At 41.4% G+C, this 15,443-nt stretch carries 14 protein-coding genes and 1 riboswitch; of the genes, 1 reads left to right on the plus strand and 13 read right to left on the minus strand.

Features of this window, described 5'->3' with window-relative positions:
• Nucleotides 1-41: 41 nt before the first annotated feature.
• The 3 genes from GARC_RS21940 to GARC_RS21950 all read right to left on the minus strand — a co-directional run bounded on the left by GARC_RS21940 (nt 42) and on the right by GARC_RS21950 (nt 6,162).
• A complete protein-coding gene (locus tag GARC_RS21940; protein WP_007624603.1) occupies nt 42-1,514 on the minus strand; it encodes a cadherin repeat domain-containing protein in 1,473 nt (490 codons plus the stop codon).
• Nucleotides 1,515-3,605, minus strand: a complete 2,091-nt coding sequence (locus GARC_RS21945; protein ID WP_226989273.1) for a TonB-dependent receptor plug domain-containing protein — start codon at nt 3,603-3,605, stop codon at nt 1,515-1,517. It abuts the gene before it with no gap.
• 29 nt (nt 3,606-3,634) lie between these two features.
• Nucleotides 3,635-3,805, minus strand: a riboswitch (cobalamin riboswitch).
• Nucleotides 3,806-3,942: 137 nt separating this feature from the next.
• Nucleotides 3,943-6,162, minus strand: a complete 2,220-nt coding sequence (locus GARC_RS21950) for a dehydrogenase E1 component subunit alpha/beta (RefSeq protein WP_039990299.1) — start codon at nt 6,160-6,162, stop codon at nt 3,943-3,945.
• A 147-nt stretch (nt 6,163-6,309) separates the two neighbouring features.
• Between GARC_RS21950 and GARC_RS21955 the strand changes: the two genes are divergently transcribed.
• The gene (locus GARC_RS21955) at nt 6,310-7,134 is read left to right on the plus strand and encodes a LysR family transcriptional regulator (protein ID WP_007624607.1); all 825 of its coding nucleotides are present in this window, start codon (nt 6,310-6,312) and stop codon (nt 7,132-7,134) included.
• Nucleotides 7,135-7,144: 10 nt separating this feature from the next.
• Here GARC_RS21955 and cobD read toward each other — a convergent pair whose 3' ends face one another.
• Genes cobD through GARC_RS22005 form a run of 10 tightly spaced genes read right to left on the minus strand, consistent with a single transcriptional unit; the run spans nt 7,145 to nt 15,440 of the window.
• Nucleotides 7,145-8,245, minus strand: a complete 1,101-nt coding sequence (gene cobD, locus GARC_RS21960; RefSeq protein WP_007624620.1) for a threonine-phosphate decarboxylase CobD — start codon at nt 8,243-8,245, stop codon at nt 7,145-7,147.
• Nucleotides 8,230-9,171 (minus strand): adenosylcobinamide-phosphate synthase CbiB, encoded by a 942-nt coding sequence (cbiB, locus tag GARC_RS21965; RefSeq protein ID WP_007624622.1) that lies wholly within the window; start codon nt 9,169-9,171, stop codon nt 8,230-8,232. The genes cobD and cbiB overlap by 16 nt, the downstream gene beginning before the upstream one ends.
• Nucleotides 9,156-9,761: a histidine phosphatase family protein gene (locus tag GARC_RS21970; RefSeq protein WP_007624624.1), complete on the minus strand. Its 606-nt coding sequence runs from the start codon at nt 9,759-9,761 to the stop codon at nt 9,156-9,158. Before GARC_RS21970 ends, cbiB begins: the two co-directional genes overlap by 16 nt.
• Nucleotides 9,728-10,345 carry a class I SAM-dependent methyltransferase gene (locus GARC_RS21975; RefSeq protein ID WP_007624626.1) on the minus strand — a complete coding sequence of 206 codons (618 nt, stop codon included), beginning with the start codon at nt 10,343-10,345 and terminating at the stop codon, nt 9,728-9,730. The genes GARC_RS21970 and GARC_RS21975 overlap by 34 nt, the downstream gene beginning before the upstream one ends.
• A 28-nt stretch (nt 10,346-10,373) precedes the next feature.
• Nucleotides 10,374-11,294: a cobalamin-binding protein gene (locus tag GARC_RS21980; RefSeq protein WP_007624628.1), complete on the minus strand. Its 921-nt coding sequence runs from the start codon at nt 11,292-11,294 to the stop codon at nt 10,374-10,376.
• Nucleotides 11,291-11,911: a cob(I)yrinic acid a,c-diamide adenosyltransferase gene (gene cobO, locus GARC_RS21985; protein ID WP_007624630.1), complete on the minus strand. Its 621-nt coding sequence runs from the start codon at nt 11,909-11,911 to the stop codon at nt 11,291-11,293. Before cobO ends, GARC_RS21980 begins: the two co-directional genes overlap by 4 nt.
• Entirely contained in the window at nt 11,904-13,448 is a 1,545-nt protein-coding gene (locus tag GARC_RS21990; RefSeq protein WP_007624632.1) for a cobyric acid synthase, read from the minus strand. Before GARC_RS21990 ends, cobO begins: the two co-directional genes overlap by 8 nt.
• Before the next feature lie 3 nt (nt 13,449-13,451).
• Entirely contained in the window at nt 13,452-14,102 is a 651-nt protein-coding gene (locus GARC_RS21995) for a histidine phosphatase family protein (RefSeq protein ID WP_007624634.1), read from the minus strand.
• Nucleotides 14,099-14,635 carry a bifunctional adenosylcobinamide kinase/adenosylcobinamide-phosphate guanylyltransferase gene (gene cobU / locus GARC_RS22000; protein ID WP_007624636.1) on the minus strand — a complete coding sequence of 179 codons (537 nt, stop codon included), beginning with the start codon at nt 14,633-14,635 and terminating at the stop codon, nt 14,099-14,101. Before cobU ends, GARC_RS21995 begins: the two co-directional genes overlap by 4 nt.
• 16 nt (nt 14,636-14,651) lie before the next feature.
• Nucleotides 14,652-15,440: an adenosylcobinamide-GDP ribazoletransferase gene (locus GARC_RS22005; protein ID WP_007624637.1), complete on the minus strand. Its 789-nt coding sequence runs from the start codon at nt 15,438-15,440 to the stop codon at nt 14,652-14,654.
• Nucleotides 15,441-15,443 lie beyond the last annotated feature (3 nt).

Here is a 15,443-nt window from a genome sequence, read left to right on the forward strand (position 1 = left end):
TTTCATTTCATTTTAAAAACTTAACTAAAATTTCTAGTTAGTTATTCTTCGATAAAACGAATCACGCTTGGGTTTAATTGGGTTTCTAAGCGAGTCACAACTGCTGTATTGGTTTTGGTATCAATGATTTCAACTCCAGGTGCCGCATCCTCTTTTACACTTACCCATAAAAAGCCGGCTGCATCAATGTCGATAAAACTGATGCTGTTGCTATCAATATCAAGTACCGTCTCATTACTTATTTCGCCTGTGGTGGGATTAAATTGATAAAGTGTCGACTCTTCATGGTATGGGGTAAAGAACGTTTCATTAGCAAAAAAGTACCCTTTTTCAGCAGAAACAATCGCTGCAGATTGGATGAATTTTGTACTGTTATCTGTAATGTCTGCCGCACTTAATACAGTGGTTAAGCTGTAGTCGTTGGTGTTTACGGCTTCGATCATACTTTGGTCTACGCTTGCAGCTGTATAAGAGTTACGACTAGTAATATAGACCTTATCTTCGAAGGCTATAACACTGTGTTCTAGCGGGTTTAGGCCAAGTAAAGGAATGCCCATTACGCTATCAGTGGCATCTGCATTGGTTTCAATTTCGCTATCGGTTGTGGTATCAAATACGGCTAAATAAGTTGAATTAGTACTTCCGTAAGAATCATCTGAACGCTGCATGACTACAAATAATTTTCCATCGTTGATAGAGGCAGCTGAAGGCCTTGGTGTGCCAGATGTATTGTTATCAGGCACATAACTGGCTAAGTCCAATTCGCCAATTTTAAAACTCTCAAAGTCAGTGGCTTGTGGGTTAACAATCCAGATTTTGTCTGAGCCGTAACGTAGCAAATATGCTTTTTCTGCACTCAATGACACTAATGTGTATGGGTTTCGGGTTGTAGAGTCTAGATCATCTTGTGTTGAATATGACCAGATTTCAGTGCTGGCATCATCTGTATTGTATTTACTGATGGTATCAATAAAATAGCGGCCAATATGGTATACGTCACTTTGATAGATACTAATGCTGTAGTCAGATTGTGTTTTTGCATAAAAGCCGTCTTCAACAGTCTGCGATGCATAGTTTAAATAGGCGACTTGTGAACTAGAATAATCAGCAGCCACAGTTTGCACCAATGCCAATGAAGGTGTATCTAATACATCTCCAACGTTCACTGTTACATCAATTGAATCAGTCAAACCTTCAGCATCAGTAACTGTAACAGTGAAGTTATAAGGTCCAGTATCGCCACTATCAAAATCAGGAGCGTTAATAAATTCAACTGTACCTGTATTGTCAATGGCAAAAAGTTGCAGGTCTGAACCTGTGATGCTGTAGGTCAACTCAGTTCCATCGTCAGTTGCAGTGTATTGGCTCACCTCAGTGGTATTTTCTGCCACTGTTACTAAAACATTGCCGGATAGCTCTGGGGCGTCATTACTGTCGCTACCACATCCACCTAAGATAGATAGAGTAGTGATTAAGCTCAGAGTAAGCGCTGACTTTTTGAATAGTGTTAACATTTATATTCCTTGTATTGAGAGTTTGAATTGGATGTTTTGGCCCTGAGCAGGGCGGTTTGCTAAATCTTGGTACTCTTGGTCAAATAGGTTATTTATATTTAAGTTAAAGCTGTAGATATCATTTATGTAGCTCAGTTGAATATCTGTCACTCGACGTTGTGCTGGCTTGCCAGCTTGACCCTTAGATGATGTGAATATGTTGGCGCGATTAAAGTACAAGTCTTTGTCTAACGCACTACGCAGCTGTATTTTCCAAGCTGGATTAAATTGGTAGTTGACCGAAAAACTGTACTGCTGATGATAAATACCAGGTAGTTTCTTATTGTTAAAAGCTTTGATTGCCGCACTGGTCTGGCTATCAATAATATTGGCTTGTAAATTGATACTAAAAGCCGGTGATACTGCTAGTTTTGTTTCTAGCTCTAGTCCATTTAATCTTGCGTCACTGACATTTTCATAAGCCCCAACACCACTGCTGTTAAAAATAGCCACAATGGCATTGTCTGACTGTTGATGATAAACCGAGGCATTGAGTGTGTAGCTCATCTGGGCTAATTGGTTGTTATAAGCTGCACCTAGGCTGAGGGTTTTAGCTTGTTCTGGTAATAACTCGTCGCTACCTTTAAATAATCCTCTGTCACCAAATAATTCAAATAGGGTAGGGGTGCGAATACCGTTACTGGCGACAAGTTCCGTTTTTAATCGTTCTCCCTGATACACCACTCCTAACTCTTGAGTGTGATGATCCTGCTCACTGTTGAGTGTTGTTGCATTAGCTTGATTTACTGCAATATTTTGATTTTCTTCGTTTAGCTGGGTAAGCAATGAGTAGGCTGATAAAGGGCCATTATTTTGTCCCCATTCAAACCGTGAGCCAATCAACAACTGAGTTTGCTCAGCAATAACGTCGCAGCTACTGATCCCGTTGCAGTTTATCTGACCATTATTATCAAAACTTAAAGAATCAAACTGCTGTTTGTTAAACCCAACAAAAGGGCTAATACCAAAAACACCGTATTGGCTATCAAAAGTGGAAGATGATGTTAAGCCTGCATGGGTTTTTGTGGTGTCATAATTAGCATCTAAACGTGTTATATCGGCCAGTATATCCAAGTAACGTTCTTTTTTGATTTCTTGATAAGCTTCAAACTCAAGGTTGTCTAGCCACTCAATATCGGTGTAAATACTGTGATTATAACCCAAGCGCCAAGAATCAGATGAAAGGCTAGAAGCATTTTCAGGAGTATTGTTTTGGTAATTAGGTAAGGCTTTTTGTTGTTCGTTATATTGAAGAGTGAGCCTGATTTTCTGGTTTTTGAATGCTAGGTTATTGTTTACATACAGGTTTTTTTTCTCAAACTGATTATTACGTAATGGTTCTGTATTCGACTGGTTACTACTGGTAAAACTTTGGGGGACAAGATAATCGTAGTTATTATCGGTTTTAAGGTAGCTGCCACCAATAGATAAACTATTTGTTTGAAATGCCTTGTTGTAAACAAGATTGAGTTCTTTGTGGTCAAGTGAGCCAAGTGCAAGGGTGAGTTTCAGTTTATCTTTGCTTGGATTGTAGGTATTAATTCTGATCACTCCACCAATCGGAGTAGTTCCTGCGCCTATGGCTTGGTTTTTACTGATCTCAATACTTTGAATTTGTTCAGTAGGTATTTGGTTTAAATCGAAACCACCAAATTGACTGTCGTTAACTAACTGACCATCAATATACAATTGCACTTGTTTACTGCTCGAACCACGGATAGAAACTGAAACAGGATTACCTAAACCCCCAATTTGGCGAATTTGTAGGCCATTAATCGATTGCAATATATCCGCTAGGGTCTGTGATGAATGAACAAAATCTTCACGGGGGATAAGCTGATAGTTATTCGAAAATAGCGATGGTTGCTCATAAACAGTGAGTACCTCGATATCTTCAGAAGGTTCACTGGCTTTTGCCCAAGCAACGCTGAAGAAACCTATCAGTAAAAAGATTAAGTAGTTTTTAAAAAACATTTCGGCCTCTGAAACGAGGACGTTAGGAATGACGAAACACCACCTAAATGCAAATACACTTAAGTGCGGAAGTTTCAATACAGTTCCTAGCGCCCACCGCACTATAATTTGTAATATATTGACAGGCCGGTCTCCGGGCTTAACTGATATTCAGTATTACCGTTGCGGGGGCAGCGTTAGAATTAAACACTAGTGTGTTGCACTAACTTCCCGATTATCTCTTGTTTTTCAACTGATAAAATACAATTGAAAAGAGCACCTGAGCAATTTGAAGACGAGTTTGAGGATGTTTGATTCAAAAGTCAATTCAGTAGAAGGGTTTAGCGAGTTAACACTTATACTAATTGGATCATAGAAAGCACTATTAACAAGGTAGGAACTCCTAGTAGCCGTTTATCTTTATGTAAGCGCAGTATTATTGCTTTTCATCGACCATTCGTTTGGCTTGTTCAACAATAAGCTCGCAAGAAGGTAACACTTGAAAACTCGCTAAGCCTAGGGGGATAAAACTGTCGTGTGCGGTTAAGCGTTCAATTTTTCGCTTTGAATAATCGACATCACTTTCAATTAATAAGGTGAACAAGGCTTCGCTAATGGATCCCGTTTTGCGACACTCATCCACTATGAGCACATTTTTTATGTCGCCAATAGCCGCAACTATGGCCTTTTCGTCTAACGGGGCCAGCCAGCGTAGATCAATCACAGTACAGTGAATATTTGACTCTACGAGTATTTTTTCAGCCTGACGACTCAAGTAATAGCCGTTGCCATAACTGATAATACACAGATCCTTACCCTTGCCAAAACTCCCTAGTTGCCCTGTTTTAATGGGGTTTGCAGCATTGGGTTGCACGTAATCAAATGACCAAAGTGCATCTCCTTCTTGATGTAAATCTTTTTTCATATATAGCGCAATAGGCTCGATAAAAATAACCACCCGCTGCTCTTCTTGCGCCAATCTGACTGATTCTCTGAGCATTTCAACCGCGTCGGCGCCGTTTGAAGGACATGCAATAATTAACCCTGGGATATCACGAAATACCGCAAAGGAATTGTCGTTATGGAAATGCCCACCAAAGCCACGCTGGTAGGCTAAACCTGCGATCCTGATAACCATAGGGTTAGTGAATTGCCCATTAGAAAAGAACGGCAAAGTAGCAGCTTCACCTCTTATTTGATCTTCAGCATTGTGCACATAAGCTAAAAACTGAATTTCAGGCATAGGTAGAAATCCATTGTGCGCTAAGCCTATTGCCATGCCCAAAATTGACTGTTCATCTAGTAAAGTATTGATGATCCTTTGTGGGCCAAACTTATCTGATAATTTACTGGTAACGTTATACACACCGCCTTTTTTACCAATATCTTCACCACACATCACAATATTTTGTTGCTCTGCCATTAGGTCGAACATGGTCCAATTGAGTAATTTAGCGAGGTGTTGTTTCTTGGTTAGATTGTGTTTTTCATGGCTGAATAATTGGGTGCGTTCGTCTTTAGATACTTTACTGCGATAAACCTTGTGCAATTTAGGTGGGATAATACTGTGTTTAATTTTTTCAGCACAAGTCAGCTTAGGCTTAGTGATCACTTGTTGACTGATTTCTTCAACAGTCACTGCTACTTGTTTGTATAAATCGATAATTTGCTGGCCTTTAAGGCAGTTGTGTTTCAACAGCAGGGCGGCACTATACAGCAGCGGATCATGAGCTTCAGTATCCTCAATATATTCATTACTTCGGTAGGTAAATTCAGAGTCTGAACCCGCATGGCCCAGTAAACGCACTGTTTTCATATGTAAAAACACTGGCTTGCGTTGTTTTCTGGCAATTTCTACAGCTTGTTTGGTTTTATGATAGGTATCGAGTAAATCTAGTCCATCACACTGCATATAATGCAGCCCCGCTCTATGTTCAAAGTTTGCCTGTACCCAACCTTTTGGAGTGGCGGTTGAGATACCAATACCGTTATCTTCACAGATAAAAACTAGCGGCATAGGCACAGACTGGTACGCAGCCCATGCTGCTGCATTAATGGCACCTTGTGCTGTGGAGTGATTCGACGAGGCATCACCAAAATTACATAGCACAACGCCGTCTTTTGCCAATAGGTTATCTACTGCTACCTTACGTGACAGGCTAATACTAAAAGCCGTGCCTACGGCCTTAGGTAAGTGTGATGCTATGGTGCTGGTTTGTGGTGGAATAAATAGGCTCTTGCTGCCCAATACTTTGTGGCGGCCACCAGAAATAGGATCGTCAGAAGAAGCTGCAAAACTTAGCAATATGTCGTACAAAGGGTTCTGCCCTGGTACTTGTTTCGAGCGTTGAATAACAAAAGCGCCACTTCTGTAATGTAAAAACGCCATGTCATTAGGCCTAAAAGCCAAGGCACAAGCAGCGTTACCTTCATGGCCTGCACTGCCAATTGTATAAAAACTTTGACCTTGTTTTTGCATCACTCGTGACTGAAAGTCTAAGTGACGACTCATAACTTGTGATTCAAATAGGTCTATCAATTGGGTATTTGACAAACCTACCTCAGCAGGCGTGAATGATGAGTTTACAGCAGGTAAAGAGTTAGACTCTATCGCCTCAATAATTTGTTGTTTAACCTTAATATTACGATCTTGCATCATGCTGTTACGCCTTAAATCATACCGCTATAAAATCGGCCTAAATTAAACTTGTACAAATCATAAGCATTATTTAGCTAAAGGAATAATATTAATAATCTTTATTTGCTATAGTTTTTACCTATATCAGATGTAAGAGCATACAACTTGGATTTACGTGCATTAGAGTATTTTGTCGCTATTTACGAAAGCGGTAGTTTAAGCGCAGCTTCAAAGAAAAAATTTGTCGCTCAGCCTTCCATATCGTCATCGTTGAAACAATTAGAACAGAGTTTATCGACCAGCTTATTTGTGCGTCATGCTAGAGGTGTTCAGGCAACCCATGCAGGTGAGCAGCTTTATCCTTTAGCCAAACAATTATTGGATCAAGCCGTAGCTATTCGAGATGTTTTTAGTACCGACACCACAAAAACACCTTTTAGGTTGGGGTTGATTAAAGGTTTAGGGGTAGCGCGAATGAGCGACTTGCTTGGACGGTTTACCCGTGCAGTTGACTCTTTAGAGCTAACCTTAGTGTCTCAGGATGAGCCTTGCCAAGCGCGGATCATTAGCCGCGACTTACAATTAAACAACGAACAATTTGTGCCTATGTGGCAGGAGGAATATCAATTGGCTATTCCCCTGCATCATGGCTTAGCTTTAATCGATAACATTAATATTTTGGATTTGCAGGATCTAGCTTTTATACAACGAAGCCCATGTGAAGGCTGGGCTTATTTAAAACAAGCACTTAAAAATGCCAATGTAAGGGTAGATACTAGAGCCAAAATACAAACTATAGAATATGCCTTAGGCTTAGTGAAAGCCGGTTTAGGCTGTGCTTTTATTCCAGTATCCGATGATATTATCAAAGATCAAAAGATTCACTTTAAACCCATAAAAGACTTGTCAATTTCACGGGAAATTGGCTTAGGTTATACCCATATGTCTGACACAGTTAAAATGTTACAAGCAGTAGCATGTCAAAATTGAGTTTAGATACTTATCCCGAGTTTAGGTTTGACATAACTATGGATTCTAAAGCCAACTGCAGTCGTAATAGTTCTTTACTTAATGGAATACCAAAACGTAATGCCTGTTTGTCATCGCATAGTCTAACGTAAACCCCTTGCAGGCATAGTTGTTCAAAAACCATTTCTGCTTGCTCACATTGAATGGTTTGAAAAAGAGCAGTGCCTTTAGGTGTTTGTTTGAAGGTTTTTTGTAATAGCTTAGCCAATTGCAGACTTTGGGTCCGAAGAAACTTAGCTTGTTGTGTTTGCCATGTTTTATTGGTTAATGCCTGTTGCGCAATATATTGGGCGGGGCCATTGATTGACCAAGGGCCAAGATGAGCTGCAAATAACTTTAACCAATTCACAGATGCCGCCACAAAACCCAAGCGTACGCCCGCTAAACCAAAAAACTTGCCGACTGAGCGTAAAACAATTAACTGTTCGCTAGTCACTTGGCGAATAAATGAATCTTGCGGCGAGCAATCCATAAAGGCTTCGTCAATAATAAGCAGTCCATTTTTTTGTTCAATATGGCTAAACAGCTGTTCTACCTGTTTATAGCAATATACTGTACCGCTCGGATTATTGGGGTTGATTAACACCACTATATCTTGCTGATCTAGGTGTTTTAGTTCCTTTATATCCTGATAAAAAAGCACAGTATAATCAGCACCTTGCCAGGCTTTACGATGTTCTTGATAGCCCACTTTAGGTAACCAAACACGGCTGCTGCCATAACCTTGTTGTGCGGCTATGTGGGGGAGTTGTTGAATGATAACTTGGCTGCCAGGAATAGCTAATAAGTGTTCGGTTTGATAATAATCACAGGCTGCTTTTTGTAGCGCATCGCTTGGTTGTGGTAAACGCTGCCAAACTTCGGCGGGGATCGCTGGTATAGGATAACTAACAGGGGCTATGCCAGTCGATAAGTCGAGCCATTGTTCTATGGGGATAGCGTATTGTGCAGCGATTTTATTTAATTGCCCGCCGTGTATCAGTGGCGCGTTTTTCTTTGTATCTTTCCCAACGCCTTTCTCTACAGTTTTATCTCCAATCTCTGCAACATTAGTTGTTATAACACCTGACATAATATTCCTATTACTAACACTACTATCACCCACAAATAACTAGCCTGTTTGACCAGTTGAATACTGGCGGGGATGTCGGCTAATGTGACTTGTCTGCCCGAACCAAGAACAGTGCCTTCTACGATTCTGCCATGGTAACTGGCGCTGCCACCAAGACTAAAGCCTAAAACTTGTGCGCCTACCGACATACACAAACCGCCATTTTTGCTTTTGTACTTTTGGCTTTGTTGCCAAGCACAAATAAGTATCTGTTTTATCTTACTCAAAGGACGAGCTTGCATAACGTAGAGCAAACAACTGGCGCAAGCACTGAAAAATCCAAGTAAGTCATCTAATTTTGCTGCGCACCATCCAAAGTACAAAAACTGCGGGGTTTTGTAGCCCCACATGGCATCCAATGTATTAACCAGTCGATGCAAAATAACCAGAGGTGCGCCGCCTAATAAAAAATAAAACAAGCTAGCGAGTACGGCATCGTGACCGTTTTCTAACACTGACTCTACCGTTGCTCGTGTCATATCTTGTTCCGACATATCTTGGGTGTCGCGACTCACAATATACCCAGTAAAGTGGCGAGCGGTTGCAAAATCATTTTGTTGTAAAGGTTGGAATATTTGCTGGGCATGTTGTGCCAAACTGCGTTGCCCAATCGCCAAATATAAAACAAAGGTTTCTAGTAACCAAAACGTTGCAGTGTCACTTTTTAAGACAAAAAATAATATGGGCAGAGGTAGCACAATCATTAGGCACGCAAGTGTCCCTAAAACACGGCTTTTGGCATGTTGAGGAAGATTAGACTTAGCTTCTACAAGATGAGCAATTTTGCCAAAACCCACCAAAGGATGATAACGAGGGAATTCACCAAAAAGTTTATCTAACAACAAAGCGCCTACCATTTGTAAGGCGATAATCAGCAAGCTGTGCATTGTTCATCCCAAACAAAACTATTTGTGTTTTTAACTAAGCGTAAATGTTGACTATTGCTGATGTTTTTAGGTGTTGTCCATTTGCTTAGCAAACAGTCTATGGCATCTCCGTGGCTGATAACTAGTATGTTTTCAGTGTGATTTTGGCTAAGTAAATTTAGCTGTTTTAACATACGGCTGCGCACATTTTCTGTGGACTCTGCACCCTCACAAGGTAGCCAATCTTTTTTTAAATAACACTGCTGTTTGAATACTGCAAAATCAGCTAACTGCTCGATGAAGGAACCTTGCCAATGTCCGTAATGACGCTCTTCAAATCCACTGCAAACCGCCATTGATAACTTAAGTGCCTGTGCACAGATATCTGCAGTTTGTTGAGCGCGGCCTAAAGGCGAACTGATGATGTGTTTAATATCCCAGGCTTTGGCCCTAAGGGCTAAATCCCTAGCTTGTTGTTTGCCTAAACTGGTGAGTGGGCTTTCGAGTTGGCCTTGGAGTCTTCCATAAGCGTTGTACTGGCTTTGTCCGTGGCGACACAAATACAAATAGGTCGGGTTTAGTGAGTGTTTAATAACACAATCCTTGCCCATTTCACGTCTTCTTTATTTGCTAAAATACTGTTTTGATTGGTTCTTGACAACAAAGATTGAAAACCTAGATTTTCAAATTGCCGAATTGTTTGCTTAACATCTGTGGCAAAAACTCTTGAGCCTAGCCCAGCAGGGCCATTTCTTAGGGAAATAGCACACTTTCCCCCTTTTTTAATTAGTGTGGATAAGCGCAATACAGCCAGTTCTCTTTGGGTTTCGTCTAAATGATGCCAAACAGCAGCGATTAATACAAAATCGAATTTTTCTAATGATTTATCTAATGTTAGAGGTAAACAATTAAGCTGTGGCAAGTCGCCTTGCAGCCATTTTACAGCTTGCGTTGTGTCAGCTTCTTTAGATGCTTCTAGAAAGCTTTGTACGGGTTCAACTGCTGTAACCTTAAAACCCAGAGCAGCAAGCGCTATCGCATTTTGACCTGCCCCTGAACCCACATCCAGCACCTTTGCTGGAGGCTTAGGTAAGAAAGCAATAAAGTCTGCACAAACCTTATGGAAGTCCAGTTTGCGGCTGGTTTCAATAAATAGTTGCGCAGCGTTTTCGTAACCTTCTGTTCCTTTTGTCAAAGCTGTTACCTATTCATACTGCTAACAATCATTTATTTTGAGCCTTTTGTCCGAGATAAAACTGCCGCGCAGTATGAATTTGCTCACACATAATAACCACTTCATCCAACATACGGCCTGTCATGCGATGCGTTTTGTCTGGGTTAGGGTGAAAAATAAAGTCATGCTGTACTGCTGGAATATGTCGCCACTGTCGCCAATTTAATCCATCTGGGCTGTCTGCACTGTGGGGATCCGGTTGGATAACCACTTGGGGTAATGTGACTAACACTTGTTCTAAGCCCACACTAGGGTAATCATCTGTGGCTTTAGCAAAGGGGTTAGCGCCGCCACAAAGTTCGATTTGTTGTTGTAACCAAGCATTTTTTGCCACTGTACGTATGGGGCGAGCCCATAATTCATAAAACACACTAATAGGCGCCTGATTTCGATATGTGCTGCTGATTTTGTTTAATTTATCTAAATACTCATGAGCGTATTTTTCGGCCATCTCTTCTCGGCCTGTTACTTTGCCAAGCATCAGTAATTCACTGGCCACGTCTGCTAGTTTCCTAGGATCAGAATAAATAACATTTAGCCCATATTTTTCTAATCTTTCTAAGTCATCAGCTGGATTGCCGGTTCTCCAGGCAATAACTAAATCAGGTTTAAGCTGAATGATTTTTTCGATTTGTAAGCGTGCATAATTGCCTACTCGTAAGATATTTTCTGCCGCCGCAGGATAATCGGCGTGGTCGGTGGTGCCAATAATTTGTGCGCCTGCTCCAATTTGATAAAGAGACTCAACAATATGTGGCGCAAGAGCAATGATCCTACGTTGTTGTTTTTGTTCTTTAGTCAGATCTTTACTCAGCGCAACATCTTCATTAAGAGACTGGTCTTCACTAAGCACAGTCAGGCTCACAGCTAATAAGCATAACCCCCAAACACTATGTTTAAATTTACTCACCAATCAATGCCTTTTTGTGCTTTGATGCCATTATCAAAGGCATGTTTAACCGGTCTAACTTCGCTAACAGTATCGGCTAATTCAATAATAGAACGATGACAAGCGCGGCCAGTAATCACTACATGTTGATCTTTGGGCCTAGCAGTTAACGCTGCTAATACCTCATCCAAATCGATATATTTGTAGGTGACCATATAAGTGATTTCATCCAGTAATATCACGTCAATGGATGGGTCTTGCAGCAATTTTTTGCTATGTTCCCAAGCAGCTTGAGCGGCTTGAATATCGGTGTCTTTGTCTTGGGTTTCCCAAGTAAAGCCAGTACCCATAACATGAAATTCAACGCCATTTTTTTCCAAAAGATTACGTTCGCCACACTCCCAGCCACCTTTAACGTATTGCACTACTGCGGCTTTTAATCCGTGACCCACTGCTCGGGCGATGGTGCCAAAACCCGCTGTGGATTTACCTTTACCGTTGCCGGTTAAAACTAACAATAAGCCTTTGTCTTCTTGGGCGGCGGCAATACGCTCGTCTACTTTGGCCTTTTGTTGTTGCATGCGTTTTTTATGGCGATCGTTGTCTTTTTCATTTGAGCTGTCTTTTTCATCAGTCATTTTGGTTACTCTCTATTTTCAGCGTTTTATTTGTAGTGTCTGTTTGATCCGTAATAAATCTTTGTATTTTTTGCCAATCTAGATGTGTCATAAAAGTATCGGCTAGACGGTCTAATTCATGTTCTTGTTGGCTAGTATAATTTTCTGCTTCATGGGTATCTGCACCGGCCCAAGCGATAATCTGTTGCAACGCTTGGGGTGAGTCGAACATGCCATGTAAATAACTGCCAGCGACTTGGTTGTCAGTGCTGACACAACCGTCTAGTTGTCCATTGGTTAATAGCGAAAAGGCTTCAGAGCCTTTTTCTGGTTCTGTATTTCCAACATGTATTTGGTAGCCTGAGATTGTCGCTCCAATATGTTTATTGTGGCCATCTGACTTTAATAATAGTGTGCCCTGACTATGGGTCAGCTGCTTTGCTACTTGCAGTGTTGTGTTTATGGGCAGGTATCCCAAACCTTGGGATGTACCAATAGTGCCTTCAATACCTGTTGGGTCGTGGATAGTTTGGCCTAACATTTGATAACCTCCACAAATGCCTAATACTTTGCCACCGTAACGCAAGTGTTTGGCAATGTCTTTATCCCAACCGTGTTGTTTTAGCAGATCTAAATCTGCTCTGACATGTTTACTGCCTGGTAAAATAATAAGATCAGTTGCTGGCAAACTTTGCCCTTGGCGCACAAAGGTTAGCTCTAGCTGTGGATGAGCGCGCAACATATCAAAGTCGGTATGGTTACTGATGCGTGAAAACACCGGCACCACTATACGTAAACGAATATCATCTTGGGCTAGGGTTTGGGTGGCTTGAATGGCGTCTTCTTCAGCTAATTGTAAGTCCATTAAATAGGGTAATACCCCTAACACCGGTTTATTGGTGCGCGCTTCTAACCAATCTAAACCACTTTGTAATAAGGCAATATCACCGCGAAATTTGTTGATCACAAAACCTACCACGCGGTTCTGTTCGCTTGGCGAAAGTAGCTCTAGTGTGCCAACTAAGTGAGCAAACACGCCACCTTTATCGATATCGGCCACAATGATCACCGGACAATCCACTGCTTCGGCAAAACCCATGTTGGCGATGTCACCTTCACGTAAATTGATTTCTGCTGGGCTACCGGCCCCTTCAACCATTATCACTTGATATTGTTCAGATAAACGCTGGTGGGAGTCCAGCACTGCTTGCATAGCCACTTTTTTGTAATCATGGTAAGCCTGAGCCTGCATGTTACTGATGGCTTTGCCGTGAATAATAACCTGGGCACCCGTATCACTGCTTGGTTTAAGTAATACTGGGTTCATATCGACATGTGGCTCTACACCGGCTGCTTGGGCTTGCAGGGCTTGCGCACGGCCTATCTCGCCGCCATCTGCGGTAACCGCACTATTTAAAGCCATATTTTGTGGCTTAAATGGCACAACCCGATAACCCATACGTTTTAAGCAGCGGCAAAACCCTGCAACTAATACACTTTTACCTGCGTCAGATGTGGTGCCTTGGATCATTAATGTGGCTGATCGGGTATTGGTCATGGTTTACTCAAATTCGTTATGTCCAAAGTCAGCGGGTAGACCAATAAAAGCAACACTGGGTTTTGCCTCTGGATAAGCAGGGATAATAATGCGGGTTAAACTGGCGTAGCCTATTTGTAATTGGCTGTACCAATCGCCTGAGCGCCAATCTGTGTTCAGGATATGGGCTAAAATTTGCCTGATAACGCCACCATGACAAACCAATAAGTTGTGTTGTCCTCTGTGTTGCTCACATAGCGACTGCCAACTTGTTACGACTCTATTATGAAAGGTTTCTAACGACTCACCTTGAGGTGGAGTATTGTGATTGGGATCTTGCCAGAACGAAGTCATTAAAGGCCATTGCTGGGAATGGTTGTCAAATTTAATGCCATCCCATTCACCAAAATCGCATTCCTGAATGCCTGCTTCAATTTGTAGTGTTAATTCATATTCACTGGCGAGCTTTTGAGCAAAGTTTTGGCAGCGTCTAAGGGGTGAACTAATGATATTTTCGATAATATGCAGACGGCTAGTTTGTTGATACATCTGTTGCCATCCTTCACTGCTTAAGGCTACATCTGTGCGACCATATAACGCCGCTGGCCCATCAATTTGACCATGACGGATGATATCGAATTGAGTGACATTTAACTGGTTAAGATCGTCTGTCATAGGGTGGTATCTTTTAGTGTCATGGGTAAACCTGCTGCTGTAAAGGTGACTTTATCAGCACAGGCTGCCAACGCTTGGTTAAGCCTGCCTGCTTGGTCGACAAAAGTACGACTCACTTCCCCCATAGGGATGACACCTAGACCAACTTCATTGGATACCAAAAAAATGTTACATTTGCTGGTTTTTAGAGCGCTGAGCAATTCGCTAAATAAGGTTTCGAAATTTTGCTCAGGGTATTCAAATAATTGATTGTTTAACCATAGAGTTAAACAATCAATAAGCAGAATTTGTTTAGGTAAAAATTCTGTTTCTTCTAGAAATAAGTTGAGACGCAGTGGTACCTCAGCTACGCGCCAGTAGTCGGGACGTTCAGCTTTATGATAAGCAATTCTTTGTGCCATTTCTGGATCAATTGCTGTGGCGGTAGCAACAAAAGTAACAGGTAAGTTTTTGCTTTCGCTTAGTTGCATAACTTGCTCCAAAGCAAAGCGAGACTTACCCGAACGAGCTCCCCCTAGTACCAGATGTATCATCAATTAACTCCTTGTTTTATAGTGTTATTTGTGAATTCGATAAAATAATCAAATAGATCAATAATTCTTGTAATTGTTGCGCAGTGCCGAGGCAATCGCCGGTGTAACCATTAATATGTTTAGTCATCCACAAGCGTAACCAATATCTTAAAATTAAGCTGCTAATTAACACCAAGATGGCAGTCCAAAAAGGTAACAAAATACAGGCCATTGCCCCGGTTATTAATACAAATATCAATACTTTTGGGCTAAAAGGTTTAGCAACAGTTTCGCTCTTACTGTTACTATTTGGTACTCGATTAGCCAAGTAGGGCATGTCTTGAACTAGGCTAATTGCCATGGCTCTGGATAGTGGATAAGCCAGTAACAAACTCACCTCAAGCAAACCTTGTTCGGCAAGACTACTAAGCAAAACAAACTTACTTACTAATGTCATAACTAAAGCACAAGTGCCGTAAGTACCAATACGACTGTCCTTCATAATGGCTAATTTTCGCTCAGTAGTGAAACCACCAAAAAAACCATCAAAGGTGTCGGCCAAGCCATCTTCGTGCAAAGCGCCTGTCATTAGTAGACTCAGAATCATCAATAAACACATGGCCGCGGAAATGCCAACCAAAGGCGCCATCAGCCAATAGACTGCTATAAGCAAAGCTGCCAAAAGCCAACCTACTAATGGAAAATAACGGCCAGCCCTGCGCATTTTACTTGGGCTGTATTGAATGTTTATGGTCATAGGCAGGCGGCTGAAAAAACTCAGCGCTAATAAAAACAAATTCAAATGATACTTAAGCCATCTTTGCATTAT

Origin of the sequence: Paraglaciecola arctica BSs20135 (genome assembly GCF_000314995.1) — a bacterium.
In the GTDB taxonomy this organism is placed as follows: Bacteria; Pseudomonadota; Gammaproteobacteria; order Enterobacterales; family Alteromonadaceae; genus Paraglaciecola; species Paraglaciecola arctica.